Below are 26,379 nucleotides of genomic sequence, written 5' to 3' on the forward strand. Positions count from 1 at the left end.
GTCTCGTCCCCCTTAACCCTCGACACCCGCACGGGCGCGCAGCATGGCGGCCGGGGCGACGTCTTCGATGGGCAGCCCACGACGGGCGGCCACGGCTTCGGGAGATTCGAGCGACTTCAGCGCGGCGACCGTCGCGTGAACGATGTTGATCGCGTTGTCGGAGCCGAGGCTCTTGCTCAGGACGTCCTGCACGCCCGCGCATTCCAGCACGGCACGCACCGAACCACCCGCGATGACGCCGGTACCGGCGCTGGCGGGCTTGAGGAGCACGACACCGGCCGCGTCCTCGCCGATCACCGGGTGCGGGATCGTCGCGTTGATACGGGGAACGGTGAAGAAGCTCTTCTTCGCCTCTTCAACGCCCTTGGCGATCGCGGCGGGAACTTCCTTGGCCTTGCCGTAACCGACGCCGACCTGACCGTTGCCGTCACCGACGACGACCAGCGCGGTAAAGCTGAACCGACGTCCACCCTTGACCACCTTGGCGACGCGGTTGATCGACACGACGCGCTCGATGTGCGGCGTCTTCTCCGCGGCGTCCTTACCGCGGCCTTCACGACGGTCCCGACGACGGCCTTCGCCACCCCCGGAACCACCCTGGCGCTTTTCAGCTGCCATGAGGCATACCTTCCTTTATTCGCTATAACGCCGACGCTCGTCGCGCCGACTCGCTAACACTCCTCAGTGGAGATGAATCTCCCCGAGGAGGATAGTCCCCCCATGACGGAGAGACGGCCCCCTCCCCTCGGGCGAACCCGAGAGGCGCCGGAAAATATCCAGGTGAGGGGGTGTGGGTGGAGCAGAGGCTCCCCCACGAGGATCGAAGATCCCAGGAGCACCGCGTGGGTGGAGCCGAGGCTCCCCCACGAGGCTCGAAGGTGCGCGGGTGAAGCCGAGGCTCCCCCCGCGCGCATCGAAGACCCTAGAAGCGCAGGCCGCCCTCACGAGCGGCGTCCGCCAGGGCGGCGATCCGGCCGTGGTAGGCGTTGCCGCCACGGTCGAAGACGACCGCTTCGACACCGGCGGCGGTCGCGCGCTCGGCGAGCAGCTTGCCGACGGAGGCGGAGAGCGACTTCTTGTCACCCTCGCCGCCGCGAACGGCAGAGTCCATCGTGGACGCCGAGGCGACCGTGTGGCCCTTGTCGTCGTCGATCAGCTGCGCGACGATGTGCTTCAGCGAACGGGTGACCACCAGGCGCGGACGCTCAGCGGTGCCGTAGACGTTCTTGCGAACGCGGAAGTGACGACGCCCGCGAGCGACACGCCGAGCCTCGCTGGGGCCAGCGCCCTTGCGACGCTTGGAAAGCGTGGCCGACATTTACTTACCTGCCTTCCCCGCCTTGCGACGGATCTGCTCGCCCACGTACTTGACGCCCTTGCCCTTGTACGGCTCCGGCGGGCGAATCTTGCGAATGTTCGCGGCGATCTCGCCGACGGCCTGCTTGTCGATGCCCTCGACGTGGAACAGGGTCGGCTTCTCCACGGAGAAGCTGACGCCGTCCGGAGGCGTGACGACGACCGGGTGCGAGAAGCCGAGGGCGAACTCGAGGTCCTTGCCCTTCAGCTGAACGCGGTAACCGGTGCCGTTGATCTCCAGGCTCTTCTTGTAGCCCTCCGTCACGCCCGTGACCATGTTGGCCACCAGCGAACGGAACAGGCCGTGCATCGCCCGGTTGCGGCGCTCATCGTTGGGACGGGCCAGCTGAAGCGAGCCGTCCTCGTTCTTCGCGATGGTGATCGGCGCGACGAGCGTCTGAGACAGCTCGCCCTTGGGGCCCTTCACCAGCACGTTCGAACCATCGATGGTCACCTCGACACCCGAGGGCACCGGAATGACTTTACGTCCGATACGAGACATGTGTACTTACTCCCTTACCAGACGTAGGCGAGGACTTCCCCGCCCACTCCACGCTTGCGGGCTTGACGGTCCGTCAGCAGTCCCTGGGATGTGGAAATGATCGCCACGCCAAGGCCGCCGAGCACGCGAGGGAGCTCGGTCGACTTGGCGTAAACCCGCAGACCGGGCTTCGACACCCGGCGGATGCCTGCGAGGCTGCGCTGACGGTTGGCGCCGAACTTGAGGTCGAGGACCAGCTTCTTGCTGACCTCTCCCTCGCCAGGCTCCTCCGTGCGCCAGTCGGCGAGGTAACCCTCCTGCTTCAAGACCTCGGCGATGTTCGCCTTGATCTTGGAGTGGGGCATCTCGACAACGTCGTGGAAGGCCCGGTTGGCGTTACGCAGACGCGTCAGCATGTCCGCGATCGGGTCTGTCATTGTCATTGCTGTGTTGTAACCCTTCTCGCTCCGGTTCCCCCCGTGTCGGGGGGCCTGTAGCGATGGAAATAGGAATCGGATCGAACGGGAAACGACCCGGACGCACCGGCACGGCTCGTACGAGACCGGCAGGTTGACCTACCGGCGACGTACGAACCGTGAGCGGACGTCGTTGGTTCGGGACGCCTCGTGCGATCTGCTACCAGGACGCTTTGGTGACGCCCGGCAGTTCGCCGCGGTGGGCCATCGAACGAATGCACACCCGGCAGAGCCCGAACTTGCGGTAAACGGCCTTCGGCCGTCCGCACTTCTGGCAGCGAGTGTACGCGCGCACCGCGAACTTCGGCTTCTGCGCAGCCTTGTGGATCAGCGCCTTCTTCGCCATCTCACTTCTCCTTGAACGGGAAGCCCAGCAGCTTCAGAAGAGCGCGGCCCTCCTCATTGGTCTTCGCAGTCGTCACGACCGTGATGTCCATACCACGGACGCGGTCGATCTTGTCCTGGTCGATCTCGTGGAACACCGACTGCTCGGTCAAGCCGAAGGTGTAGTTCCCCGAACCGTCGAACTGCTTGTCCGACAGACCACGGAAGTCACGGATACGCGGCAGCGCGATCGACAGGAGTCGGTCGCAGAACTCCCACATCCGGTCGCCGCGAAGGGTGACCTTCGCGCCGATCGGCATGCCCTCGCGCAGCTTGAACTGCGCGATCGACTTCCGAGCCCGACGCATCTGCGGCTTCTGACCGGTGATGGTCGCCAGGTCCGACAACGCGCCGTTGATCAACTTCGAGTCGCGAGCGGCGTCACCGACACCCATGTTCACCACGATCTTCGTCAGACCGGGGATCTGCATCGGGTTGGCGTAGGAGAACTGCTCCTTCATCGCCGACGCGATCTCGTTGCGGTACCGCTCCTTGAGGCGCGGCAGCACTTTGGTTTCTGTCGCCGTTGTCATCACAGGTCCTTATTGCCTTCACGCCGCGAGACGCGGACCTTGCGGCCGTCCTCATCGCGCCGGTAGCCAACCCGGGTCGGGCGGTTGTCAGCGTCGAGCACCATCACGTTCGAGACGTGAATCGGCGCTTCCTGAATGACGATGCCACCGGTCTTGGAACCGCGGTTGGTCTGACCGATCTTCGTGTGCTTGGTGATCCGGTTGACACCCTCGACCAGAACACGGTTCTCGTTCGGGTAGGTCTCGATGACCTTGCCCTCGGAGCCCTTGTCCTTGCCGGAGATGACCCGAACCCGGTCGTTCTTCTTAACCTTCATCGGTTACAGCACCTCCGGCGCGAGGGAGATGATCTTCATGTACTTCTTGTCGCGCAGCTCGCGGCCCACCGGGCCGAAGATGCGGGTGCCGCGAGGCTCCCCATCGTCCTTGATGAGGACGGCGGCGTTCTCGTCGAAACGGATGTACGACCCGTCCGGGCGACGGCGCTCCTTGCGGGTGCGCACGACGACGGCCTTGACCACGTCACCCTTCTTCACGGCGGCACCGGGCGTGGCGTCCTTGACGGTCGCCACGAACATGTCGCCGATGCCCGCGTAGCGGCGACCCGAGCCACCGAGAACCCGGATGCACAGCACTTCCCGTGCACCCGTGTTGTCGGCGACCCGCAGTCGCGACTCCTGCTGAATCACGTCGGGATCTCCTTACTTGGCTTTCTCGAGGATCTCGACGATCCGCCAGCGCTTCGTCGCCGACAGGGGTCGGGTCTCCATGATCTGAACCCGGTCACCGATGCCGCACTCATTGTTCTCGTCGTGCGCCTTGTACTTCTTGGTGCGGCGCATGACCTTGCCATAGAGCGGGTGCTTGACCCGGTCCTCGACCGCGACGACCGCGGTCTTGTCCATTTTGTCGCTGACGACCAGGCCCTCACGGACCTTACGAGTCGTCGCGCGCTCCTGAGTACTCATGAGGCCACCTCCGTCGGCGCGGCGGACAGACCCAGCTCGCGCTCACGCATGATCGTGTAGATCCGGGCGATGTCACGGCGAACCGTGTTCAGCCGCCGGTTGTTGTCCAGCTGCCCGGTCGCCGACTGCACCCGAAGGTTGAACAGCTCTTCCTTTGACTCCCGAAGCCGCGTACGCAGCTCGTCGTCGGAGAGCTCGCGCAGCTCAGCGGACTCGATTCCCGCCGCCATCAGACCTCACCCACTTCACGTGTCACGATGCGGCACTTCATTGGGAGCTTGTGGATCGCACGGCGCATCGCTTCCCGCGCGATTGTCTCGTTGGGGAAGGACAGCTCGAACATGACACGACCCGGTTTAACGTTGGCCACCCACCACTCCGGCGAACCCTTACCGGAACCCATGCGGGTCTCGGCGGGCTTCTTCGTCAGAGCCTGGTCGGGGAAGATGTTGATCCACACCTTGCCGCCACGCTTGATGTGACGGGTCATGGCGATACGCGCCGACTCGATCTGCCGGTTGGTCACGTACGCCGACTCCAGCGCCTGGATGCCGAACTCGCCGAACGTCACGCGCGTGCCGCCCTTGGCCATACCACGACGCTTCGGGTGGTGTGGCTTACGGAAGCCCTTCGGGGGCTTACGTGGCATAAGCATTGTGCTCAGCCCTCCTGGTTCTGCGTCGCGCCGCCAGCGGCGGCACGCCCTGCTTCAGTACCGGTCGCGGTGGTACCCGACGCACCGGAACGCACCCGGCCACGACGTTCACCGCGTCCGCCGCCGCCTTCGCGACGACGCTGGACGTTCTCCTGCGGCGCGGCGGAAGCCATGCCGTCGCCCTTGTAGATCCACACCTTCACGCCGATGCGGCCGAAGGACGTGCGAGCCTCGAACAGTCCATAGTCGATGTTGGCGCGCAGCGTGTGCAGCGGCACCTGACCCTCGAGGTAGAACTCCGAACGGGACATCTCGGCGCCGCCGAGACGACCGCTGCAGGCGACCTTGATTCCCTTGACCGTCGGGTTGCGCATGGCCGACTGGATCGACTTGCGCATCGCGCGACGGAAGTTCACACGGCTGGCGAGCTGCTCGGCGATGCCCTGCGCGACGAGCTGGGCGTTCGACTCGGGGTTCTTGACCTCGATGATGTTGAACTGCACCTGCTTGCCGGTGAGCTTCTCCAGGCTGCCCCGAAGCCGCTCGGCCTCGGCGCCCTTGCGGCCGATCACGATGCCCGGACGCGCGGTGTGCACGTCAACGCGCACCCGGTCGCGGGTCCGCTCGATGACGACCTCGGAGATGCCCGCGCGCTCCATGCCCTGCGACATCAGCTTGCGGATCTTGACGTCCTCACCGATGTACTCGGCGTAGGCCTTGTCGGCGTACCAGCGGGACGTCCAGTCAGCGCTGATGCCGAGGCGGTACCCGTGTGGGTGGATTTTTTGACCCATTACTCGGTCTCCTTCTCGGCGGTCGGGCGCTCGGTCGTCTCCGGCGCGGTGGTGGTCTCGGCGCGACGCTTGGGGCGACGCATCGTCGGCGCGGGGCCCGCGGCCTGCACGCTCTCCAACACCACGGTGATGTGGCTGGTGCGCTTGCGGATGCGGTACGCACGTCCGTGCGCCCGCGGCCGGTAACGCTTCATCGTCGGGCCCTCGTCGACGTACGCCTCGGTGATCAAGAGCGACTCGGGGTCGAGCTTCTCGTTGTTCTCCGCGTTGGCGATCGCCGAGGCGACCACCTTGTACACCGGCTCACTGGCTGCCTGCGGCGCGAACTGAAGCACCGTCAGCGCTTCGTTCGCGGGCAGGCCACGAACGAGGTTGACGACGCGGCGCGCCTTCATCGGGGAGACGCGTACGTACCGCGCCACCGCCCGCGCGCCCGGGGCCGTAGTGGCCTCGTTGTTTGCCATCGTTTGTCCTTTGGATCATCCCCACCGGAGCGGGGAGCGGCGGCTTACCGCCGGCGGCTTTTACGGTCGTCTTTGTCGTGGCTGCGGAAGGTGCGGGTGAGAGCGAACTCGCCCAGCTTGTGCCCCACCATCGATTCGGAGATGAACACCGGGACGTGCTTGCGGCCGTCGTGCACCGCGATCGTCAGGTTGATCATTTCCGGGGTGATGGTCGAACGCCGCGACCAGGTCTTGATGACGTTGCGGCTCTTCGTTTCGACGGCGTGCTCCACCTTCTTCATCAGGTGGTCGTCGACGAAGGGACCCTTCTTCAAACTGCGTGGCATGTTGACTCCCGCCTCATCGCTTCCGGTTCACGTAACGGCGACGGACGATGAGCCGGTCGCTGGCCTTGCCCTTGGTGCGCGTACGGCCTTCGGGCTTACCCTGCGGGTTCACCGGGTGACGTCCACCAGAGGTCTTACCCTCACCACCACCGTGCGGGTGGTCGACCGGGTTCATGACCACACCACGCACCGTGGGACGACGTCCCTTCCAGCGCATACGTCCGGCCTTACCCCAGTTGATGTTCGACTGCTCGGCGTTGCCGACCTCGCCAACAGTGGCGCGGCAGCGAACGTCGACCAACCGAATCTCGCCGGACGGCATACGCAGGTGCGCGTACTTGCCTTCACGAGCGAGCAGCTGGATTCCCGATCCGGCGGAGCGAGCGAGCTTCGCGCCCCCGCCGGGGCGCAGCTCGACGGCGTGCACGACGGTACCGACGGGGATGTTGCGCAGCGGCAGGGCGTTGCCCGGCTTGATGTCGGCCTTGGGGCCGTTCTCCACCAGGGCGCCCTGGACCAGGTCCTTCGGCGCGATGATGTAGCGCTTCTCACCGTCCGCGTAGTGCAGCAGCGCGATGCGCGCGGTGCGGTTCGGGTCGTACTCGATGTGCGCGACCTTGGCCGGCACACCATCCTTGTCGTGGCGGCGGAAATCGATCAACCGGTAGGCACGCTTGTGCCCACCGCCGCGGTGGCGGGTGGTGATCTTGCCGCGCGAGTTACGGCCACCGGTCTTGGTCAGCGGACGCAGCAGCGACTTCTCCGGCGTGTCACGAGTGACCTCGACGAAGTCGGCGACGCTCGACCCGCGGCGACCGGGGGTCGTCGGCTTGTATTTGCGGATGCCCATTAGTTCCTACTCCCGTCTCAGGCCGCTACGCGACCGAGCCGCCGAAGATTTCGCTCAACCGGGACGCGTCGCCATCCACTGTCACGATCGCGTGCTTGACGTCTTTACGCTTGCCCCAACCCGTACGGGTGCGGCGGCGCTTGCCCGCCCGGTTCAGCGTGTTGACGCTTTCGACGCGAACGTCGAAAATCTGCTGGATCGCTTCTTTGATGTGCGTCTTGTTCGCGTCCGGGTGGACCTCGAAGGTGTACTTGTTCAGTTCAAGAAGGCCGTAGCTCTTCTCGGAGATGACCGGCTTGATGATCACATCGCGCGGGTCGGCCACTTTCACCGAGCTCACTGCGCGGCCTCCTTTTCCTTCGTGCGGTCGGCGATGAAGGTCTCCAACGCCGACTTGGTGAACACCAGCGCGTCGCTGACCAGCACGTCGTACGTGTTGAGCTGGTCGGCGTGCAGGAGGTGCACGTCCGGCGCGTTGCGGAGGCTCATCCACGTCGTGGTGTCCTCGCGGTCGAGCACGACCAGGACCTTCGCGTGCTCAGTCGTGCCACGCAGGGCCTTCAACGCGTCCTTCGTCTTAGGCGTGTCGCCCTCGAGCAGACCGGTCTTGACGAAGATGCGCTCGTTGGCGGCGCGGTCCGACAGCGCGCTGCGAAGCGCGGCGGCCTTCATCTTCTTGGGGGTCCGCTGCGAGTAGTCACGCGGCACGGGACCGTGCACGACGCCACCACCGGCGAACTGAGGCGCGCGGGTCGAACCCTGACGGGCGCGACCGGTGCCCTTCTGGCGGTACGGCTTCTTGCCACCGCCGGCCACCTCGGCGCGCGTCTTGGCCTTGTGCGTGCCCTGACGGGCCGCGGCCAGCTGCGCCGTGACGACCTGGTGCATGAGGTGGATGTTGACCTCACGCTCGAAGATCTCGGCCGGCAGCGTCACCGTGCCCGCTTCGGCACCGTTGATGTCGGTAACGACGAGTTCGAGACTCATGCGGCACCACCCTTCTTCGCGGCGTTGCGCACGAGCACCAGACCACCGGCCGGGCCCGGCAGGGCGCCCTTGATCAGCAGCAGATTGTTCTCGACGTCCACAGCGTGAACCGTCAGGTTCTGCACGGTGTGCCGCACGCCGCCCATCCGGCCGGCCATGCGGAGGCCCTTGAAGACGCGGCCGGGCGTGGCACAGCCGCCGATGGAACCCGGCGAACGGTGCTTGCGCTGAACGCCGTGACCGGCGCCGAGGCCGGAGAAGCCGTGACGCTTCATGACACCGGCGTAGCCCTTGCCCTTGGTCTTACCGGTCACGTCGACCGGCTGCCCCACCGAAAAACGGTCGACGGTGACCTCGTCACCCTTGCCGTACTCGGAGGCGTCGCTCGTCCGCAGCTCGACGACGTGACGCCGCGGCGCCACCTCCGCCTTGGCGAAGTGGCCGCTCAGCGGCTTGGTGATCTTGCGCGGGTCAATCTGACCGAACGCCAGCTGGACCGCGCTGTACCCGTCGACGTCAGAGGTGCGAACCTGCGTGATCACACACGGTCCCGCCTGCACGACGGTCACGGGGACGACGCGGTTGTTCTCGTCCCAGACCTGGGTCATACCGAGTTTGGTACCCAGGATCCCGTTGACTTGCCTGTCCATTTTAGAGGAATCCCTACAGCTTGATCTCGATGTCGACACCGGCAGGCAGATCAAGCCGCATCAGCGAATCCACCGTCTTGGGCGTCGGGTCGAGGATGTCGATCAGACGCTTGTGCGTGCGCATCTCGAAATGCTCGCGTGAGTCCTTGTACTTGTGCGGCGACCGGATCACGCAAAAACGATTGAGTTCTGTCGGCAGCGGCACGGGGCCTGCGATGTTGGCGCCGGTACGGGTGACCGTCTCGACGATCTTGCGGGCCGAGGAGTCCACGACCTCGTGGTCGTAGGCCTTGAGCCGAATGCGGATCTTCTGTCCCGCCATGTTCCTTCTACTCTCATCCCACTGGTATGCCGGGCCGAACAAAAGCCGTGCTCAGCAGCACTGCCGTCCGCGCCCCGCTGTCGGGCGTGTCGCGATTAAGAGCCAGGCTCATCCCACAGAAGAACGTGGGGTTACTGGCTCTATTCGCCGAATTGCCCGGCCATATCGGACACCGATAGGACCGGGCGCGGGTGGGGGCGGCCAGCGTCGCACCTCGTTAAAGGCACAACACGGGCCGACCCCCACGTACGCAACCTGTTCATTATGCCGCACCGTTGATCGGCCGCCGATTGGGGGGCCACGATGTCGGCTATGACACTGTTACCTGACGCTGTACTACTTGACGATCTTGATGACTCGGCCGGAACCGACCGTGCGGCCACCCTCGCGGATCGCGAAGAGCAGACCGTCGTCCATGGCGATGGGCTGGATCAGCTCCACCTTCATGGTGGTGTTGTCGCCCGGCATGACCATCTCGGTGCCCTCGGGGAGGGTAACGACACCGGTCACGTCCGTGGTACGGAAGTAGAACTGCGGACGGTAGTTGTTGAAGAACGGCGTGTGCCGTCCACCCTCGTCCTTGCTGAGCACGTAGACCTGAGCCTCGAACTCGGTGTGCGGGGTGGCGGTGCCCGGCTTGATCACGACCATGCCGCGCTCCACCTCCTCGCGCTTCACACCGCGGAGGAGCAGACCGACGTTCTCACCTGCACGCGCGTCATCGAGAGTCTTGCGGAACATCTCGATCGCGGTGACCTTGGTCGAGATCGGCTTCTCCTTGATGCCGATGATGTCGACATCCTCGTTCGGGAGCAGCACGCCGCGCTCGACACGACCGGTGATCACGGTACCGCGACCGGTGATCGTGAAGACGTCCTCGACCGGCATCAGGAACGGCTTGTCGGTGGCGCGCTCCGGCTCCGGAATCGCCTCGTCGACGGCCTTCATCAGGTCCGCAACGGCGTTCGACCACTCCTCGTCGCCCTCAAGAGCCTTGAGCGCGGAGACCTTGACGACCGGGAGGTCGTCGCCGGGGAACTCGTTGTCCGACAGAAGCTCACGGACCTCCATCTCGACGAGCTCGAGGATCTCCTCGTCGTCCACCATGTCGGCCTTGTTCAGCGCGACGATGATGTAAGGAACGCCGACCTGACGCGCGAGCAGAACGTGCTCACGGGTCTGCGGCATCGGGCCGTCAGTAGCCGACACGACCAGGATCGCGCCGTCCATCTGCGCCGCACCGGTGATCATGTTCTTGATGTAGTCGGCGTGACCCGGGCAGTCGACGTGCGCGTAGTGACGCGAGTCGGTCTGGTACTCCACGTGCGAGATCGAGATGGTGATACCACGCTGGCGCTCTTCGGGAGCGTTGTCGATCTCGTCGAAGGGCGTGTACGGGTTGAGGTCAGGGAACTTGTCGTGCAAGACCTTGGTAATGGCCGCCGTCAGCGTCGTCTTCCCGTGGTCAATGTGACCGATGGTGCCGATGTTGACGTGCGGCTTAGTCCGCTCGAACTTCGCCTTCGCCACTGTGTCCTCCTGTGGACTGTTGGTTCGTACGTCGATTTCCTAGGTACAGACCCTCGTGGAGAACCACGTGGGGCTGCGGGATTGCAGTTCGCCTCGCGCGCAAGGCGCCGACATCCCCTCGTCAGACGTCGGTCCGACGAGAGACATCACTGTTCTTTATGGCTATTCGTGGATCGGTTGGGCCGCTTCGCCTCCGACCCCGGTTCACCCCAGAGGATGAACCGGGCGGAATGCTCGGTCGGCCCAACCGTCACAGCGACTCAAGCCTGGCTATTCGCCGGTGGCTTTCGGCTCGCTCCGCTCGCGTTCGATCCGCCTGACGGTGAACCGACACGATGCCCTGCTTGCCTGATCATCGCAACAGCCACTGCGAGTTCGCTTCGCTTACTCGCCGGTGGCTTTCGCGATGATCTCCTTCGCCACGTTCGCCGGCACTTCGGCGTACGAGTCGAACTGCATGGAGTAGCTCGCCCGGCCCTGGGTCTTCGACCGCAGGTCGCCGACGTAGCCGAACATTTCGCTGAGCGGCACCAGGGCTTTGACGACGCGAGCGGTTCCCCGCTCCCCCATCTCCTGCACCAGGCCACGGCGAGAGTTGATGTCGCCGATGACATCACCCATGGAGTCCTCCGGGGTGGTGACCTCGACGGCCATCATCGGCTCGAGCAGCGCCGGGGAGGCCCGCCTAGCGGCCTCCTTCAGCACCATCGAACCGGCGATCTTGAAGGCCATCTCCGAAGAGTCGACCTCGTGGTACTGACCATCGGCCAGTTCCAGCTTCACACCGACCAGCGGGTAGCCGGCCAGCACGCCGTACTGCATCGAGTCCTGCGCACCGGCGTCGACCGAAGGGATGTACTCCTTCGGGATACGACCACCCGTGACCTTGTTGACGAACTCGTAGGTCGGGTTCTCCGCGCCCATCGGAATGGGCTCGACGTTGACGATGACCCGCGCGAACTGACCGGAACCACCGGTCTGCTTCTTGTGCAGGTACTCGACCTTCTCGACGCGCTTGGTGATCGTCTCACGGTACGACACCTGCGGCTTGCCGATGTTCGCCTCGACGTTGAACTCGCGGCGCATCCGGTCCACCAGGATGTCCAGGTGGAGCTCGCCCATGCCCGAGATCACGGTCTGACCCGTGTCCTCGTCGGTGTGCACGCGGAACGTCGGGTCCTCTTCGGCGAGACGCTGGATCGCGGTCGACAGCTTGTCCTGGTCGGCCTTCGACTTCGGCTCGATCGCCATGTCGATGACCGGCTCGGGGAAGACCATCGACTCGAGGATCACCGGAGCGTTCGAGTCGCAGAGCGTGTCGCCCGTCGTCGTCTGCTTCAGACCCTGGATCGCGATGATGTCGCCGGCCTCGGCAAAGCTACGTTCCTCACGCTTGTTCGCGTGCATCTGGTAGATCTTGCCGATGCGCTCCTTGCGGTCCTTGGTCGAGTTGACGACCTGGGTGCCGCTCTCGATCTTGCCGGAGTACACGCGGGCGTAGGTCAGCTTGCCCAGGTGCTTGTCCGTCTGGATCTTGAACGCCAGAGCCGCGAACGGCGCGTCGACGTCGGCGGGGCGCTCGTCCGGAGTCTCGCCGTCCATCTTGGTGCCCTGGATCGGCGGGATGTCGAGCGGCGACGGCAGGTACGCGACGACCGCGTCGAGCAGGGGCTGAACACCCTTGTTCTTGAACGAGGTGCCGCACACGACCGGGTTGATGGCGTTGTCGATGGTGCCCTTGCGGATCGACGCCTTGATCTCGGCGACCGTCAGCTCTTCGCCCTCGAGGAACTTCTCCGCCAGCTCGTCGTCGATGTCGGCGAGCGTCTCCAGCAGCTTCTCGCGGTACTCCTTGGCCTGCTCGACGAGCTCGGCGGGGATCTCCTCGATGGAGTAGTCCTCACCCAGCGCCGTCTCACCGCGCCACACCTTCGCGTTCATCTCGACCAGGTCGACGACGCCGATGAAGTCGGCCTCGGAACCGATCGGAATCTGCAGGACGGCGGTGTTCGCGCCCAGACGCTCCTTCATCATGTCGACACAGCGGAAGAAGTTCGCGCCAGTGCGGTCGAGCTTGTTGACGTAGCACATCCGCGGGACGTGGTACTTGTCAGCTTGACGCCACACGTTCTCGGTCTGAGGCTCAACACCGGCGACACCGTCGTAGACCGCGACCGAACCGTCGAGAACGCGAAGCGAACGCTCCACCTCGACCGTGAAGTCAACGTGACCGGGAGTGTCGATGATCTGGATGGTGTGCCCATCCCATTCGCACTTGGTCGCGGCCGACGTGATGGTGATGCCGCGTTCCTGCTCCTGCTCCATCCAGTCCATCGTGGCGGCGCCGTCGTGGACCTCACCGATCTTGTACGTGATGCCGGTGTAGAACAGGATGCGCTCAGTCGTAGTCGTCTTACCGGCATCGATGTGCGCCATGATGCCGATATTGCGAAGCTTCGCCAGGGCGGAGTTGGCCTTAGCCACTGTCTTGATCCTGATTCTCTCGTTTTTGTGTCGCTGTCGCCAGCGTGGTTGGTATTACCGACGCGATGCGCCGTGCGTTGCAACGGCGGCAGCCGTCAGTCGCCGGAGACGGAACAGCGGCTGGGGCCAAGGTGTGCGACACCCGTGCGTCAAACCGCCCAACCGCCGGTCGATGACGGTGTTCGTCATCGCCGACGGCATGTTTCCACTACCAGCGGTAGTGAGCAAACGCTTTGTTGGACTCGGCCATCTTGTGGGTGTCTTCGCGACGCTTGACCGCCGCGCCGAGCCCGTTGCTGGCGTCCAGGATTTCGTTCATGAGGCGCTCCGCCATCGTCTTCTCACGACGGGCGCGGCTGTAGTCGACCAACCAACGCAGGCCCAGCGTGGTGGCGCGGGGCGGGCGGACGTCGACGGGCACCTGGTAGGTGGCGCCACCGACACGACGGCTGCGGACCTCAAGGGTCGGCTTCACGTTGTCGAGAGCGCGCTTCAGGGTGACCACGGGGTCAGTGTCGGTCTTGGCGCGAGCGCCTTCGAGGGCACTGTAGACGATGCGTTCGGCCAGCTGGCGCTTGCCGCGCACCAGGACCTTGTTGATCAACTGGGTGACCAGGATCGAGTTGTAGACGGGGTCGGCCATCAAGGGTCGGCGCGGTGCGGGACCTTTACGAGGCATTAGCTCTTCTCCTTCTTCGCGCCATAGCGGCTGCGCGCCTGCTTACGATCGCGGACACCCTGGGTGTCCAGTGAGCCCCGGACGATCTTGTAACGCACACCGGGAAGGTCCTTCACACGGCCACCGCGCACGAGCACGATCGAGTGCTCCTGGAGGTTGTGCCCCTGTCCGGGGATGTAGGCCGTGACCTCGAATCCGCTCATCAGGCGCACACGTGCGACCTTCCGGAGCGCCGAGTTCGGCTTCTTCGGGGTGGTGGTGTACACGCGGGTGCACACACCGCGACGCTGCGGGCAGCCCTTCAGCGCCGGCGTTTTACTCTTGCTGGCCTTGGCCTTGCGGCCCTTACGGACCAGCTGCTGGATCGTTGGCACCGGGTCTCTCGCTCCCTTTCGGCCCCGTCTGGTTTAGGGCCGAGGCTAATTCCTGGTTTCTGCTTGGGTTACCCCACCTGGTGGAGCACGGTTGTGCCCGCCCCCCGCGCTCGGGCGTGTCGGCCCGGACGCGACCCGTTTCGCGGCAAAACCGCGATTGGGTTAGGTGGAACGCGGCGCACTCACCGCGTGTCGAGTAACCAATCAGCCACTCTAGGGCAGCACGCCAGCCCAGGCCGGAGCCCGGGCACGAGGGGAAAGCCTACCCACCCTAGCGGGCGAAGTCAACTCCGGTAACGGCGGTATCGCCGTGCCGTGCGCGGTCTCACTTAATCGCCCCCGCAGGCTGACGGTGTTGAGTTATCACGGCGCTCGGGAAGGCACACCGGCGTATACCTTACCTCAGCGCCCATCCGGCCCTTGCCCGGGTAGTTCGTCACGGTGTTCCCAAGCGGCGGAAGAGAACGCCGACGCCGACACGACGAACCACGGCCGGGCCGCGATCGCCGACCGTCACCGAATGATCCTTTGAGGATGTCAGTTCATGGCGAAGACCACGAAGGCCAACAACAACGCCAACCCGATCCCGACGCAGCCGCACGAGAGCCCGGCGATCGCCATGCCCCGGCCCCGATACTCGCCACCGCCCCGTCCGATCTGCCGGAACGCCAACAGCGCCAGCAGGATCGCCGTGCCGGAGAAGAACACGGCGAGGACGGTCACCGCGACGGCGATCATCGTCTCCAGGATCAGGCCGCCGCAGGCGACCCCGATCGCGACGATCACCGCGGCGATGCCTGCGATGAGGCTGCCGACCGCCGGTCCCGCGACGATCGTGCCGAGCTGCGGCAACGCCAACTGAAAGCGTCCGGAACCCGGCGCGTCGGAGTAGCGCGCCGGATATCCGTAGGCGGAACCGGCGGGAGGCCGCGTCACGGGCGGCATCGGAACGGGAAGCTGCTGGCTGGTGGCGGAACTCGGCGCGGGCGGCGGCTTCTGCGGCGGGGTCCTCGGTTCGTCCGGCTCACCGCCCTCGGGGTCGGGCGGAGGCTGCGCGACGTGGAACGTCGGCGTCGTCCCCGGCGCTGCCGGTGCGGGTCCCGCGGGCGGCCCCTGAGGAGGCCCGACCGGCTGCTGTGGTGAGACGGGTCGCCCCTGCGGCGACGGTCCCGGCCCCGCGGGCGGACCCTGGTACGACGGCGGTCCCGAACCGACGGGCGGCTGTCCCGGAGGGGGAGGCGGCGGAGGTGGGACATGCGATCGCGCGGGACCAGTGGGGACGCCGGTCTGCCAACCGGGGGTGGCCCATCCGCTCCCGCCGCCGCGCACGTCCTCGCCGGGCGGCGGAACGGGGTGCGACGGTGGGGATCCGGGCGCGGCGGCCGGGGACGGGTCATGGCCGGGCGTGCACGGACGAGCCCAGACCGACCGCTCGTCGGGCGGCTCCGGCGGGCGGCCGTCCGGCCCGCGCCACGCCTCGTGCGGCCGGTCGGTCGGTTCGTTGGGGTTGGTGGAACCTGATTCGGTCATGGCCTCAGTCCACGTTCGGGTCGACGGTGGGCAGCGTCGGGGGCGCGATCGCGAGCCGGTACAGCCACCACAGGACTCCGGCGACGACGACGAAGCCCGCGACACCGAACGCGAGCCGCGCGAAGAACCGCGCGCGTCGGGATCGGGCCGCGCCGAGGAGAAAGCCGTTCGACTCGGCGATGTCGGCGTCCGCCTCATCGCACAGACGAAGCGCGATGACGGCGGGGATGACACCGCCGATGACGGGCGCGGTCACGAGCGCCACGAGGCCAAGGGCGAATGCGGCGGCGGCCTTCGTCGACGGCACCGGCTCGGGGTCACGCGGGTGTCGCGCCGCGGCGGCGACGGCCTCGGACTGTTGCATGTCCCCCATGATGCCTGGACGAGTCCATGTGAACCGGGCCGACCCGCGATCCGCCCGGCACGAGGCGATGTCCCTCACCCGCGAATCACGCCCACCCGGGGGACTCCCCCTCTTGTCACCCGTTCGATCGCGCCGCCCGGTTCATTCCAACTCCCCTGTAGTCAATCCGGCGTCGACGTTCCTAGTGGATTGCGTTGACTCGTCATCGAAGGAATCCCGATGTCGGAACGGCCGGTTCCTCGTCGACATCGCCGTTCTCGAAGCCGGGGGCTCGTCCGAGGTGGGTCAGATCAGGGACCAGGTGAGGGGGGTGCCCCTGGTCGCGGGGCGGGTGAAGGTGCGGCCGAGGACGGTTGGCAGGAGGGCCGGGTCGAGTCCGCCGACCGGTCGAATCGACCGGACGTTGTGTTCGGTCACGGGGTCTCCGGCCGCGACGTCGGCGACGACGTACAGCGAGCGCCGGAAGCGCAGGCCCTCGCTCTCGCTGGGCGCGGGGGCGATGTGCGCGGTTCCGAGTGCGGCGTGGGCTCGGGCGGTCTCGGTGACGAGGNCGGCGAGTTCGNCGGGGTTGAGCGAGAAGGCGGAGTCGACGCCGCCGTCGGAGCGGTCGAGGGTGACGTGCTTCTCGATGGCGACGGCGCCGAGGGCGACGGCGGCGACGGGCACACCGATCCCGGCCGTGTGGTCCGACAGTCCGATGGGGACGTCGAGGGTGGCGGCGAGGGCGGGGACGCGGCGCAGGTTCGCGTCGGTCGCGGGTGCCGGGTAGGACGCCGTGCAGGCGAGGACGAGGAGTTGGTCGTTGTCGGTGGCTCGGACCGTGCGGACGGCGGCGTCGATTTCCGCGAGATTCGCCATCCCGGTGGAGATGATGACGGGTTTGCCGGTGCGGGCGGCGCGGTCGATGAGCGGGAGGTCGACGATCTCGGAGGAGGCGATCTTGTACGCGGGGGCGTCGAGCCGTTCGAGGAGGTCGATCGCGCCGGCGTCGAAGGGCGAGGAGAACGCGGTGAGGCCGCGTCGGCGGGCGCGGGCGAAGAGTTCGGGGTGCCAGTCCCAGGGGGTGTGCGCCTGGTCGTACAGGGCGTGCAGGTTGCGTCCACCCCACAGTGGGTGGTCGTCGCCGATGCGGAAGGCGGGCGCGTCGCTGTCGATGGTGAGGGTGTCGGCGGTGTAGGTCTGGAACTTGACGGCGTGGGCCCCGGCGTCGGCGATGGCGTCGATGAGTTCGAGGGCTCGCGGGAGGGAACCGTTGTGATTGCCGGAGATCTCGGCGATGACGAACGGCGGGTGGTCGGTGCCGATGGAGTGACCGTCGATGGTGAGCATGTGGTGGTTCCTTAGTGGTGTCGGCTGTGGATCGTGCGCGGTGGTGACGTGGCCGAGCGGCGGCGAGTGAGCCGGAGACGCGCTCCGTGTCGGATCGCGGGGGCTCCGTCAGACGCGGCGGTTGGTGGTGGTGATGGACAGGCCGCAGACGTCGACGTCCCGACCGTCGACTGTCGTCGTGTAGTGGGTGACGTCGGCGCCGAAGCGGCGGTTCATCGCGATGACGGGCGTGTTCCACGCCATCGTCTCGCCGTCGAGGCGTCGGATCGGCCAGGTGTCGAAGGCGTGCCGGACGGCGGTGCGGCCGAGTTCGAGCCACGCCGGTAGGAGCTCGTTGTCGCGGTCGAGGGTGTCGACGTCGAGGTAGTGGCTCCAGGTGGCGATGTCGCCGTTCACGTCGAAGTGGACGACTCCGACGTCGTTGCCGCGCCAGGTGAACAGGTACAGGTGCCGCTGCGGGTCGGCGGCGGTGCGGCCCCACCAGGCCTTGTGGTCGGCGTCGGAGATGACGGCGGTCGTGAAGCTCGCGGCGCGGACCTTCGGGTGGTTGCGCCACGTGAGGACGGTGGGGGCGTCCGCGTCGACGGCGGATCGCAGTCGCGGCTCGGGGTCTGACGAAGCGAGCACGTCGTATGTCCTTTCTGGATATGACACTGGCGGTAAGACGTTCTCTTTGGAGCGTTCGACGACGGCGGATTCGGCCGGGGCCGGTGACTCGGGGGAGGGTCGCGGCGGCTCGGTGGCGAGGAGGACGGCGATGATGTGGTCCGTCGCGTCCGGGCTGTCGGTGACGCCGAGGCGGTCACGCAGGCCGTATCTCGCCTGTCGGTGTTCCGCGTCGGCGGCGACGCGGATGGCGGCCGCGAGTTCGGCCGTGGTCGTGGCGACGGGGCCCGGCGGAGGGTCGAAGCGCGGGACGTCGTCGGGCCGCAGCACGATCGGACGGTCGAGGAGCAGGAACGGCGCGAGGGCGCTCGCGTGGTCGGTGACGAGGACGTCGGTCGCGGCGAGCGCGTCGTCGAGGGTGGCCGCCGGTGGCAGCGCCGGGAAGCGGGCGAGGCCGTCGGCGTGGTGTCCGATGAGGATGGTGACGTCGCGCAGCGCGGCGGTGAGGGTGTCGAGGTCGGTCGCCGGTTCGCCGGTGAGGTGGGTGACGACGGTGACGTCCGGGGCGAGTCCGAGTCGGCGTTTCGCGGCGCGGGGGTCGCGGGGCGTCGTCAGCGCGGCGGTGGTGGGGGTGCCGGTGGTGTGGATCGGCGAGGTCGGCTGGTAGGCGCGTTCGACGGTCGCGGCGGTGTGCGTGTCGGCGACGACGAGGGCGTCGAGGGCGTCGGCTTGGCGAAGAACCTCGTCGCGGTCGGCCTCGTCGGTTCGGTCTAGGCCGATCGGGGTGAAGGGTGTGTGCGGGAAGAACCGGACGGCGCGGCTGCCGGCTCGGCGGCGGTAGTGCGCGGGGAGGTCGGTGTCGCACAGGACATGGCGGGCTCGGGCGAGCGCGTGCAGGGCCGCGGGGTCGGTGGCGTCGCCGTGCAACCAGACGTGTCGTGCGGCGGGGTGGGTCTGCCGGAGCCGGGCGCGGACGGCGGCGAGGTCGCTCGGGGTGTCGGAGGGGGCCTGGGCGACGTAGGCGATGAGCTTCGCGTCGACGGGGAGGCGACGGGCGAGGGCGTAGCGCAGGCGGGCGGCGCCGGGGTGCGCCGGAGGAGTGCCCGAGCGAGCCGCCCGAGGGCTCGGATCGTCCAGTAGAGACGGTATCGACGGTTACGGAGGATGCCGCGTTTGACGCGTTCGCGGAGTCCGACGGGGATGGCGGCGACGTCGATGCCGTAACGGTGGTAGTCGCTGGCCGCGCGGAGGAAGAACTCGCGCCGCAGGCGCGCGGGGATGCGTTGGTCGTTGCCGACGACCTGGAGGTAGTGCCACACCATGCGGTGGTAGATGAGGGCCTTGGTGTTCGCGTCGGCGTCGTCGACGCGTTGCCACAGCCGCGCCCACTGGTCGAACAGTTCGAAGTGGCGCGGGCCGCCGGTGGCGGTGATCGATCCGCTGCGGCGCTGACGGTACAGGTAGCAACATTTGTCGAGGATGGACATCGACGTGGCGACGAGGACGAGCTTGTACGTCCACGGAATGTCCTCGTACCACCCGGGCGGGAACGTCAGGTCGTGTTCTAGGAGCAGGTCGCGTCGCACGATCTTCGTCCAGGCGGCGTTCATCACCTCCATGACGTGCGGCCACGTCGCGAGGTCGAAGCGCTCGGGTGGGGGGTGGCGGCGCAGCAGGTCCGCCCATTGCGAAGGTTCTGGTTCACGCGCGGGGTAGGTCTTCGCGTAGTCGACGAACAGGACGTCGGGGCCGTCGGCGGTGAGCCGGTCGCACACGGCGTCGATCGCGCCGGGCGTTAGCGTGTCGTCGCTGTCGACGAACCACACCCAGTCGCCTCGGGCGAGTTCGAGTCCGGCGTTGCGGGCCGGGCCGAGCCCGACGTTGCGGGGTGTCGACGTGACGATCAGGCGGGGGTCGCGCGCGGCGTACCGCCGCAGGATCGCCGCGCTGCCGTCGGGGGAACAGTCATCGACGGCGATCACTTCGATATCGGTGCGTTCGTGGGTCAGGATCGAGTCGAGACATTCACCGAGGAATCCCTGGACGCGATATACCGGGACGATGACGCTGAGGAGAGTCACGCCCCGAATTTTAATGAATCAATCCATTATTAATCGCGTGAGACGAATACATGAACAACGCGAGTAAAGAACCTTCACGACAATCAAATCCAACGTTAACGCGCGTCAAACCATCGCATCAGATTGCCTGTCTACCAGGTTGTTTACCGAACATACATCGAATTCCAACGATACCTAGCACATTCCGAGACCCCGGTTCCGCGATTATTCTGATCGGTATACTTCGACCCGCGATCGAGCATACACACCTCAATGGACACGTATTCCATAAAGTCGAAATGCTCGTTCCCGGTGCGACACCCGCCATTAACCCGGCCGGTACCGACAATTAACCCGTTCGCCTATCGATGAGAGTTGACCCCCATGGCATTGACGCAGCGCCTCGCGGACGTGTTCATCGCGAGCCTGGAACTCGACCCGGCGACACCCGTCGACGGACTGACGTATCGCGGGATCCCCGAATGGGACTCCCTCGGGCACATGAGCCTCGTCGCCGCGATCGAGGACGAGTTCGACGTACAGCTCGACACCGACCAGGTGATCGGGCTGAGCAGTTTCACCGTCGCGACGACGATGCTGAAAGAGCTGGGCGTCGATGACTGACCTGTCCGGTCGCGTCGCGCTCGTCACGGGCGCGACCCGTGGGATCGGGTCGGCGACGGCGGACGCGCTCGCGGAGGCGGGCGCGCACGTCATCGTCGCCGGACGGGACGTCGACGCCTCCGCCGCGCGCGCCGCGAAACTGACCGCCGATCACGGTGTCACCGCCGACTCGATCGCGCTCGACGTCACCGATTTCGCGGACACCGGGCGCGCGATCGCCGCCGCCGCGAAGCGTCACGGGCGGCTCGACGTGCTCGTCGCCAACGCCGGAGTCCTCGACGACGCCCTGCTCGGGATGATCACGCCGCAGTCCGTAGACACGCTGCTGTCGGTGAACGTCGCCGGAACGATCGCGTGCGTCCAGGCGGCCGCGCGGGCGATGACCAGGCGCCGCTCCGGCAGCGTCATCGTGCTCGCGTCGATCGTCGGAGAACGCGGCAGTGTCGGTCAGACCGCCTACGCCGCCTCGAAGTCGGCCGTGGCGACGATCGCGCGCTCGGCCGCGAAGGAACTCGGCCCGCGCGGCGTTCGCGTCAACGCGGTGGCGCCGGGGCTCATCGACACCGACATGATCGCGCACCTCCCGACCGACCTCGTCGCGCGCCGCGTCGACGACACCGCGCTGCGGCGGCTCGGCACCCCCGCCGACGTGGCTCGCGTGATCAGGTTCCTCGCCGGCGACGAGTCGGCGTTCGTCACCGGCCAGGTCCTCGGCGTCGACGGGGGGCTCGTCCTGTGACCGGTCTCCGGCTGGCCGCGCCGACGGCGGCCCTCATCGACGCCGCGACGGGCGAACGCCTTGGCGGGCAGGCGTTGCGCGACGCGATCGACGCCGCCGCGCGCCGGGCCGCCGCGCTCCCGAACGGAATCGTCTTCCACGGCATCACCCCGACCACGGCCTCCGTTGTGGACTATCTCGGGACGGTGGCGTCCGGGCGAGCCGTCGCGCTGCTCGACCCCCACCTGCCCGGAGACACGGTCCGATCGTGGGCCGACCGCTTCGCCCCCGCCGCGCTCAACGGCGTCGACGGACGCGACATCGACGGATACGCCCGGCACGGCGACTCCTGGATCCGAACGGCCCCAGCGGGACCCGCTCCCCATCCCGCCCTCGGGCTGCTGCTCGCCACGTCCGGCTCCACCGGCGAGGCGAAACTGGTGCGACTGTCGACGACGGCCGTCACCGCCAACGCGCGCGCCATCGCCGAAGCCCTCCGCATCACGCCCGAAGACGTCGCGCCGACCTCGCTCCCGCTGTTCTACAGCTACGGCCTGTCGGTCCTCCACTCGCACCTGACGACCGGCGCCACCGTCCTCCTCGCCGACGGCGGAGTCCTCGCCGACGAGTTCTGGCGCGCCGTCGACGCGCACGGCGCGACCTCGCTCTCCGGTGTGCCGCACCACTACCGGCTCCTCGACCGGATCGGCTGGCAGCCGCGCCGCCATCCGAGCCTGCGCACCCTCACCCAGGCGGGCGGACGACTCGAACCGACGCGCGTGGCCGCCCTCGCCGACGCAGCCGCCGAAGCGGGCGCGGTCCTCCACGTCATGTACGGACAGACCGAGGCGACCGCGCGCATGACGGTGCTGCCCGCCTCCGCGCTGCCGACCAAGCTCGGCTCGGCCGGACTGCCGATCCCCGGCGGCCACATCGCCGTCCGCACCGAGTCCGGCGCGCTCACCACCGAACCCGACGTCACCGGCGAGATCGTCTACACGGGACCGAACGTGATGCTCGGGTACGCGTGCGACGCCGCCGACCTCGCGCGCGGCGACGACCTCGGCGGCGTCCTCGCCACCGGGGACCTCGGCCACCTCGACGTCGACGGCTTCCTCTGGCTGACGGGCCGCCGCGCCCGCACCGGAAAGATCTTCGGCGTCCGCGTCAACCTCGACGACATCGAGACGATCGCCGCCGACGCGGCGGGACGCCCCGTCGCCGTCACCCCGGCGGCCGACCGCGTCGTCGTCTGGTGCGACGGCGCCGACAACGCGATCACCCGCCGCGTCCGCGACCGGCTCAAACTGGCGCTGCGACTGCACGGCACCGGCTTCGACGTCCGGCCGCTCGACGCGCTCCCCGTGCTCCCCACCGGCAAGGTCGACTACCGCCGTCTGGAGGCCGACTCATGACGACACGACTCGGCAGGACGCCCGGAGCCCGCGCCCGACGACGGACCGGCGAACCCGCCTGTCTTCACACGCCGTTCCCCATGCGATACAAGCGAACCCACACCGGGAGGGCCACCCGATGACGTCGATGTTCACCCTCGACCAGGCCGCCCGCGAGGCCGCGCTGACGCCCGCCCTCGCCGCACTCGTCGAACACCACCGGGCCAACTGCGAGCCGTACGACCGGATACTCGCGGCGCTGCCCGACCACGCCGTCGCCGCCATCGCCGACGTGCCGTGGCTGCCCGTGCGGCTGTTCAAGGACCTCGCCCTGCGCAGCGTCCCCGAGGACGAGGTGTTCACCGTCCTCACCTCGTCCGGCACGACCGGCGACGTCTCCCGCGTCCACCTCGACGCCCCGGCCGCCGCCGCGCAGCAACGCGCCCTCGCGGCCACGCTCGCAACCGTCACCGGCCCGAAACGCCTGCCGATGCTGCTCGTCGACTCGCGCGCGCCCCTCGCGAAGCGGCGCGCGTTCTCCGCGCGCGGCGCCGGCGTCCTCGGGCTCATGAACCTCGGCCGCGACCACACCTTCGTCCTCGACGAACACGGGCGGCCGGACCCCGAGAGCGTTCGGGCGTTCCTCGCCAGGCACGGGCACGCGCCGTTCCTCGTCTTCGGCTTCACGTTCATGGTGTGGGAGTACCTGTACCGGCTCGCCGCCGACGAGGGCCTGGACCTCGGCAACGGCATCCTCATCCACTCGGGAGGGTGGAAGAAACTCGCCGACCGGGCCGTCGGCAACACCGAGTTCCGCCGCTCCTTCGCCGACAAGACCGGCCTCCGACACGTCCACAACTTCTACGGGATGGTCGAACAGATCGGCGTCATCCACCTCGAGGGCCCCGACGGGCACCTCTACAGCCCCGACAACGCCGACGTCGTCATCCGAGACCCGCTGACCTGGCGGGAGAACCCGGTGGGCGTGCCCGGCGTCATCGAGGTCGTGTCGACACTGCCCCGCTCGTACCCGGGCAACGCGCTCCTGACCGAGGACCTCGGCGTCGTCCACGGCGTCGACGACGGCGCATGGCCCGGCAAGCACTTTAGCGTCTTCGGGCGGCTCCCGCGCTCGCAGGCGCGCGGGTGCAGCGACACCTACCAGGAGGCGGCATGACCCTCACCGCGCTGTTCCCGAGCCCCGGCGACACCACCGCCGACGAGACCCTGGCCGCGCTCACCGACACCACACTGTCCTTCGGGGACGAACGCGTGCGGGCGTACCTCGCGGACGTCGCGACGGCGCTGCTGCGCCCGACCGTCGCCCGTCGACACCCGGAACTCGCCGCGCTCGGCTTCTTCCTGCGCCGCGGCGAGATCGAGGCGCTCCTGCGCCGCACCACGACACCGCCCGGCACGACGAGACTGCCCCGCGGACTCGTGTTCCACATTCCACCAGCCAATGTGGATACGCTGTTCGTCTACTCCTGGGCGTTGTCGGCGTTGGCGGGCAACAGCAACGTCGTCCGTGTCTCCCCGCGCGCCGACGCCGCGGCCACGACACTGCTGCGAATCCTCACCGACTCGCTGGCGAACGCGGACCCTGTCATCGCCGCCACCCAACGCATGGTCGGTTACGACCGCGACGCCACCGCGACCGCCGCGTTCAGCGCCGCGTGCGCGCTGCGCGTCATCTGGGGCGGCGACCGCGCGATCGCCGCGATCCGGGAGGCGCCCCTGCCGCCGCGGAGCCGCGACGTCACCTTCGCCGACCGCTCCTCGTACGCGGCGTTCTCCGTCGACGGCTGGCACGCCGCCGACGGCCCCACCCGCGACGCCACCGCGCTCGGACTCCGCAACGACGCCTACTGGTTCGACCAGGCCGCGTGCGCATCGCCGCGAGCGATCGCCTGGATCGGTGGCGTCGCCGACGACGCCGACGCCTGCCACCGGGACCTGATGGCCCGGGTCGCGGCACAGGCCCCGACACCGCGCCCCGAACTCGCCGTCCGCCTCCGCGCCGAGACCTACCGGCTCGCCGCCGACGGTGACGCCGACGCCCTCCGGTACGCCGACGGCGACCGGCTCGCGTCCGCGCGACTGACGTCCACCGCCCCACCGCCGCGCCGCTGGCTCGGCCCCGGGGTCTTCCCGTACGCGCACCTGGCCTCCGGGGCCGCGCTCGCCTCCCTCCTCACTCGACACGACCAGACCGTCACCCACTTCGGGTTCGGGGACGAGTTCCCCGCCTTCGCCGAGGCGCTCGCCATCGCGGGCGTCGACCGGATCGTCCCGGTGGGCACCGCGCTCGACTTCGGCGCGATCTGGGACGGCTACGACCTGATCACCGAGTTCAGTCGGCTCAGCGTCATCACACCCTGAAAACCATCCATAAGCGACATGACCTCGCCATTCTCATTCTCAGCAAGGAGCCACAGGTGAACGTTCTGAAGGGATCATCGATCCTCGTCACCGGGGGAACCGGTTCGTTCGGGAAGACGTTTATCCGTCACGTTCTCGACCACTGCGAGCCGGAACGCGTCGTCGTGTTCTCCCGCGACGAACTCAAGCAGTACGAAGCGCGCCAACTGTTCGGCAACGACCAGCGGCTGCGCTGGTTCATCGGCGACATCCGCGACCCGCAGCGGCTGCGTCGCGCCATGCACGGTGTCGATCACGTCGTGCACGCCGCCGCGCTCAAGCAGGTCGACACGGCCGAATACAACCCGTTCGAGTACGTCCAGACCAATGTGGTGGGTTCGCAGAACGTCGTCGACGCCGCGATCGAGTGCGGCGTCAAGAAGGTCGTGGCACTGTCCACCGACAAGGCCTCCAGCCCGATCAACCTGTACGGGGCGACGAAGCTCGTCGCGGACAAGATCTTCGTGTCCGCCAACCACTACGCCGCCGGGCACGACACCCGCTTCTGCGTCGTCCGATACGGCAACGTGATGGGCTCGCGCGGTTCCGTCATCCCGTTCTTCAAGCAGCTCGCCGCCGAGGGCCGCAGCCTGCCGATCACGGACCGGGAAATGACCCGGTTCTGGATCACCCTCGATCAGGCCGTCGCGTTCGTCGTCGGCTCGTTCGACCGGATGGCGGGCGGCGAACTGTACGTGCCACGGATTCCGAGCATGCGGATCATGGACCTGGTGGAGGCCGTCGCCCCCGGCAGTGGAACGCACGAGATCGGCATCCGGCCCGGCGAGAAGCTGCACGAGGAGATGATCGCGGGCGACGACGCGCACCGCACGCTCATGCTGGACGACCGCTACGTCGTCCAGCCGACGATCGCCGAATGGGGCTACACCCCGCCCACCGACGGCGTTCCGGTCGAGGAGAAGTTCAACTACCGCTCCGACAACAACGACCAGTGGTTGAGCGTCGCGCAGTTGCGCGTCATGCTCGGCGAGCCCGTGTGACCTTCCTCGAGCGGGGCCT

Annotated in this window: 33 protein-coding genes and 2 pseudogenes; 6 read left to right on the forward strand and 29 right to left on the reverse strand. The window is 67.5% G+C overall.

The features are described from left to right. Nucleotides 1-12 precede the first annotated feature (12 nt). The 29 genes and pseudogenes from rpsE to ACM9NP_RS13125 form a co-directional block, all read right to left on the reverse strand. Nucleotides 13-618 (reverse strand): 30S ribosomal protein S5, encoded by a 606-nt coding sequence (rpsE, locus tag ACM9NP_RS12985; protein WP_415646919.1) that lies wholly within the window; start codon nucleotides 616-618, stop codon nucleotides 13-15. A gap of 304 nt (nucleotides 619-922) precedes the next feature. Then, nucleotides 923-1,318, reverse strand: coding sequence for a 50S ribosomal protein L18 (gene rplR, locus ACM9NP_RS12990; protein WP_415646920.1), 396 nt, complete (start codon nucleotides 1,316-1,318; stop codon nucleotides 923-925). After that, on the reverse strand, nucleotides 1,319-1,858 hold the full coding sequence (gene rplF / locus ACM9NP_RS12995; protein ID WP_415646921.1) for a 50S ribosomal protein L6: 540 nt from the start codon (nucleotides 1,856-1,858) through the stop codon (nucleotides 1,319-1,321). A 14-nt stretch (nucleotides 1,859-1,872) separates the two neighbouring features. Then, entirely contained in the window at nucleotides 1,873-2,280 is a 408-nt protein-coding gene (gene rpsH, locus ACM9NP_RS13000; protein WP_415646922.1) for a 30S ribosomal protein S8, read from the reverse strand. Nucleotides 2,281-2,473: 193 nt separating this feature from the next. Continuing rightward, nucleotides 2,474-2,659 (reverse strand): type Z 30S ribosomal protein S14, encoded by a 186-nt coding sequence (locus ACM9NP_RS13005; protein ID WP_415646923.1) that lies wholly within the window; start codon nucleotides 2,657-2,659, stop codon nucleotides 2,474-2,476. A gap of 1 nt (nucleotide 2,660) precedes the next feature. Next, nucleotides 2,661-3,230 (reverse strand): 50S ribosomal protein L5, encoded by a 570-nt coding sequence (gene rplE / locus ACM9NP_RS13010; RefSeq protein ID WP_415646924.1) that lies wholly within the window; start codon nucleotides 3,228-3,230, stop codon nucleotides 2,661-2,663. Next, the gene (gene rplX / locus ACM9NP_RS13015) at nucleotides 3,230-3,547 is read right to left on the reverse strand and encodes a 50S ribosomal protein L24 (protein WP_415646925.1); all 318 of its coding nucleotides are present in this window, start codon (nucleotides 3,545-3,547) and stop codon (nucleotides 3,230-3,232) included. The genes rplE and rplX overlap by 1 nt, the downstream gene beginning before the upstream one ends. A 3-nt stretch (nucleotides 3,548-3,550) precedes the next feature. Next, the gene (rplN, locus tag ACM9NP_RS13020) at nucleotides 3,551-3,919 is read right to left on the reverse strand and encodes a 50S ribosomal protein L14 (RefSeq protein WP_415646926.1); all 369 of its coding nucleotides are present in this window, start codon (nucleotides 3,917-3,919) and stop codon (nucleotides 3,551-3,553) included. Between the two features lie 12 nt (nucleotides 3,920-3,931). After that, nucleotides 3,932-4,198 (reverse strand): 30S ribosomal protein S17, encoded by a 267-nt coding sequence (gene rpsQ / locus ACM9NP_RS13025; RefSeq protein ID WP_415646927.1) that lies wholly within the window; start codon nucleotides 4,196-4,198, stop codon nucleotides 3,932-3,934. Continuing rightward, nucleotides 4,195-4,428, reverse strand: a complete 234-nt coding sequence (gene rpmC / locus ACM9NP_RS13030; protein WP_415646928.1) for a 50S ribosomal protein L29 — start codon at nucleotides 4,426-4,428, stop codon at nucleotides 4,195-4,197. Before rpmC ends, rpsQ begins: the two co-directional genes overlap by 4 nt. Beyond that, entirely contained in the window at nucleotides 4,428-4,853 is a 426-nt protein-coding gene (gene rplP / locus ACM9NP_RS13035) for a 50S ribosomal protein L16 (protein ID WP_415646929.1), read from the reverse strand. Before rplP ends, rpmC begins: the two co-directional genes overlap by 1 nt. Nucleotides 4,854-4,858: 5 nt before the next feature. Beyond that, nucleotides 4,859-5,647: a 30S ribosomal protein S3 gene (rpsC, locus tag ACM9NP_RS13040; protein ID WP_415646930.1), complete on the reverse strand. Its 789-nt coding sequence runs from the start codon at nucleotides 5,645-5,647 to the stop codon at nucleotides 4,859-4,861. Further along, nucleotides 5,647-6,111 carry a 50S ribosomal protein L22 gene (gene rplV, locus ACM9NP_RS13045; protein ID WP_415646931.1) on the reverse strand — a complete coding sequence of 155 codons (465 nt, stop codon included), beginning with the start codon at nucleotides 6,109-6,111 and terminating at the stop codon, nucleotides 5,647-5,649. The genes rpsC and rplV overlap by 1 nt, the downstream gene beginning before the upstream one ends. Before the next feature lie 44 nt (nucleotides 6,112-6,155). Next, entirely contained in the window at nucleotides 6,156-6,437 is a 282-nt protein-coding gene (rpsS, locus tag ACM9NP_RS13050; protein ID WP_415646932.1) for a 30S ribosomal protein S19, read from the reverse strand. A gap of 13 nt (nucleotides 6,438-6,450) precedes the next feature. Further along, the gene (gene rplB, locus ACM9NP_RS13055; protein ID WP_415646933.1) at nucleotides 6,451-7,287 is read right to left on the reverse strand and encodes a 50S ribosomal protein L2; all 837 of its coding nucleotides are present in this window, start codon (nucleotides 7,285-7,287) and stop codon (nucleotides 6,451-6,453) included. A gap of 25 nt (nucleotides 7,288-7,312) precedes the next feature. Further along, nucleotides 7,313-7,627, reverse strand: a complete 315-nt coding sequence (rplW, locus tag ACM9NP_RS13060; RefSeq protein ID WP_415646934.1) for a 50S ribosomal protein L23 — start codon at nucleotides 7,625-7,627, stop codon at nucleotides 7,313-7,315. Continuing rightward, nucleotides 7,624-8,274, reverse strand: coding sequence for a 50S ribosomal protein L4 (rplD, locus tag ACM9NP_RS13065; RefSeq protein ID WP_415646935.1), 651 nt, complete (start codon nucleotides 8,272-8,274; stop codon nucleotides 7,624-7,626). Before rplD ends, rplW begins: the two co-directional genes overlap by 4 nt. Then, nucleotides 8,271-8,924, reverse strand: a complete 654-nt coding sequence (gene rplC / locus ACM9NP_RS13070; protein ID WP_415646936.1) for a 50S ribosomal protein L3 — start codon at nucleotides 8,922-8,924, stop codon at nucleotides 8,271-8,273. Before rplC ends, rplD begins: the two co-directional genes overlap by 4 nt. Nucleotides 8,925-8,937: 13 nt before the next feature. Further along, nucleotides 8,938-9,246 (reverse strand): 30S ribosomal protein S10, encoded by a 309-nt coding sequence (rpsJ, locus tag ACM9NP_RS13075; protein ID WP_142041947.1) that lies wholly within the window; start codon nucleotides 9,244-9,246, stop codon nucleotides 8,938-8,940. A 336-nt stretch (nucleotides 9,247-9,582) separates the two neighbouring features. Continuing rightward, nucleotides 9,583-10,776, reverse strand: coding sequence for an elongation factor Tu (gene tuf, locus ACM9NP_RS13080; protein ID WP_415646937.1), 1,194 nt, complete (start codon nucleotides 10,774-10,776; stop codon nucleotides 9,583-9,585). A 384-nt stretch (nucleotides 10,777-11,160) separates the two neighbouring features. Then, nucleotides 11,161-13,260: an elongation factor G gene (fusA, locus tag ACM9NP_RS13085; RefSeq protein WP_415646938.1), complete on the reverse strand. Its 2,100-nt coding sequence runs from the start codon at nucleotides 13,258-13,260 to the stop codon at nucleotides 11,161-11,163. Between the two features lie 208 nt (nucleotides 13,261-13,468). Further along, nucleotides 13,469-13,939, reverse strand: a complete 471-nt coding sequence (rpsG, locus tag ACM9NP_RS13090; protein WP_415646939.1) for a 30S ribosomal protein S7 — start codon at nucleotides 13,937-13,939, stop codon at nucleotides 13,469-13,471. Then, nucleotides 13,939-14,313, reverse strand: coding sequence for a 30S ribosomal protein S12 (gene rpsL / locus ACM9NP_RS13095; protein WP_415646940.1), 375 nt, complete (start codon nucleotides 14,311-14,313; stop codon nucleotides 13,939-13,941). The genes rpsG and rpsL overlap by 1 nt, the downstream gene beginning before the upstream one ends. Nucleotides 14,314-14,850: 537 nt before the next feature. Then, the gene (locus ACM9NP_RS13100; protein WP_415646941.1) at nucleotides 14,851-15,843 is read right to left on the reverse strand and encodes a hypothetical protein; all 993 of its coding nucleotides are present in this window, start codon (nucleotides 15,841-15,843) and stop codon (nucleotides 14,851-14,853) included. Between the two features lie 4 nt (nucleotides 15,844-15,847). Next, nucleotides 15,848-16,207 carry a hypothetical protein gene (locus ACM9NP_RS13105; protein ID WP_415646942.1) on the reverse strand — a complete coding sequence of 120 codons (360 nt, stop codon included), beginning with the start codon at nucleotides 16,205-16,207 and terminating at the stop codon, nucleotides 15,848-15,850. Nucleotides 16,208-16,492: 285 nt separating this feature from the next. Next, nucleotides 16,493-16,757 (reverse strand): SAF domain-containing protein (locus ACM9NP_RS13110; protein WP_415646943.1); only part of this gene is annotated, 265 nt, incomplete at its 5' end. 13 nt (nucleotides 16,758-16,770) lie between these two features. Then, a pseudogene (gene pseI, locus ACM9NP_RS13115) lies at nucleotides 16,771-17,536 on the reverse strand (pseudaminic acid synthase); the annotation flags it as partial. A 108-nt stretch (nucleotides 17,537-17,644) separates the two neighbouring features. Then, a complete protein-coding gene (locus ACM9NP_RS13120) occupies nucleotides 17,645-19,291 on the reverse strand; it encodes a CDP-glycerol glycerophosphotransferase family protein (protein ID WP_415646959.1) in 1,647 nt (548 codons plus the stop codon). A 539-nt stretch (nucleotides 19,292-19,830) separates the two neighbouring features. Continuing rightward, nucleotides 19,831-20,223: pseudogene (locus ACM9NP_RS13125) on the reverse strand (glycosyltransferase family 2 protein); the annotation flags it as partial. A 363-nt stretch (nucleotides 20,224-20,586) separates the two neighbouring features. Between ACM9NP_RS13125 and ACM9NP_RS13130 the strand changes: the two are divergent. The 6 genes from ACM9NP_RS13130 (at nucleotide 20,587) to pseB (ending at nucleotide 26,360) form a co-directional block, all read left to right on the forward strand. Continuing rightward, entirely contained in the window at nucleotides 20,587-20,826 is a 240-nt protein-coding gene (locus ACM9NP_RS13130) for an acyl carrier protein (RefSeq protein WP_415646944.1), read from the forward strand. Next, nucleotides 20,819-21,565 (forward strand): SDR family NAD(P)-dependent oxidoreductase, encoded by a 747-nt coding sequence (locus ACM9NP_RS13135; RefSeq protein ID WP_415646945.1) that lies wholly within the window; start codon nucleotides 20,819-20,821, stop codon nucleotides 21,563-21,565. Before ACM9NP_RS13130 ends, ACM9NP_RS13135 begins: the two co-directional genes overlap by 8 nt. Next, nucleotides 21,562-22,959, forward strand: coding sequence for an AMP-binding protein (locus ACM9NP_RS13140; protein WP_415646946.1), 1,398 nt, complete (start codon nucleotides 21,562-21,564; stop codon nucleotides 22,957-22,959). Before ACM9NP_RS13135 ends, ACM9NP_RS13140 begins: the two co-directional genes overlap by 4 nt. Nucleotides 22,960-23,077: 118 nt before the next feature. Beyond that, nucleotides 23,078-24,115, forward strand: coding sequence for a LuxE/PaaK family acyltransferase (locus ACM9NP_RS13145; protein ID WP_415646947.1), 1,038 nt, complete (start codon nucleotides 23,078-23,080; stop codon nucleotides 24,113-24,115). Next, a complete protein-coding gene (locus ACM9NP_RS13150) occupies nucleotides 24,112-25,320 on the forward strand; it encodes an acyl-CoA reductase (RefSeq protein WP_415646948.1) in 1,209 nt (402 codons plus the stop codon). The genes ACM9NP_RS13145 and ACM9NP_RS13150 overlap by 4 nt, the downstream gene beginning before the upstream one ends. Before the next feature lie 56 nt (nucleotides 25,321-25,376). Continuing rightward, nucleotides 25,377-26,360 (forward strand): UDP-N-acetylglucosamine 4,6-dehydratase (inverting), encoded by a 984-nt coding sequence (gene pseB, locus ACM9NP_RS13155; RefSeq protein ID WP_415646949.1) that lies wholly within the window; start codon nucleotides 25,377-25,379, stop codon nucleotides 26,358-26,360. The last annotated feature ends 19 nt before the right edge of the window (nucleotides 26,361-26,379 follow it).

The organism is Stackebrandtia soli (assembly GCF_965137155.1).
In the GTDB taxonomy this organism is placed as follows: Bacteria; Actinomycetota; Actinomycetes; order Mycobacteriales; family Micromonosporaceae; genus Stackebrandtia; species Stackebrandtia soli.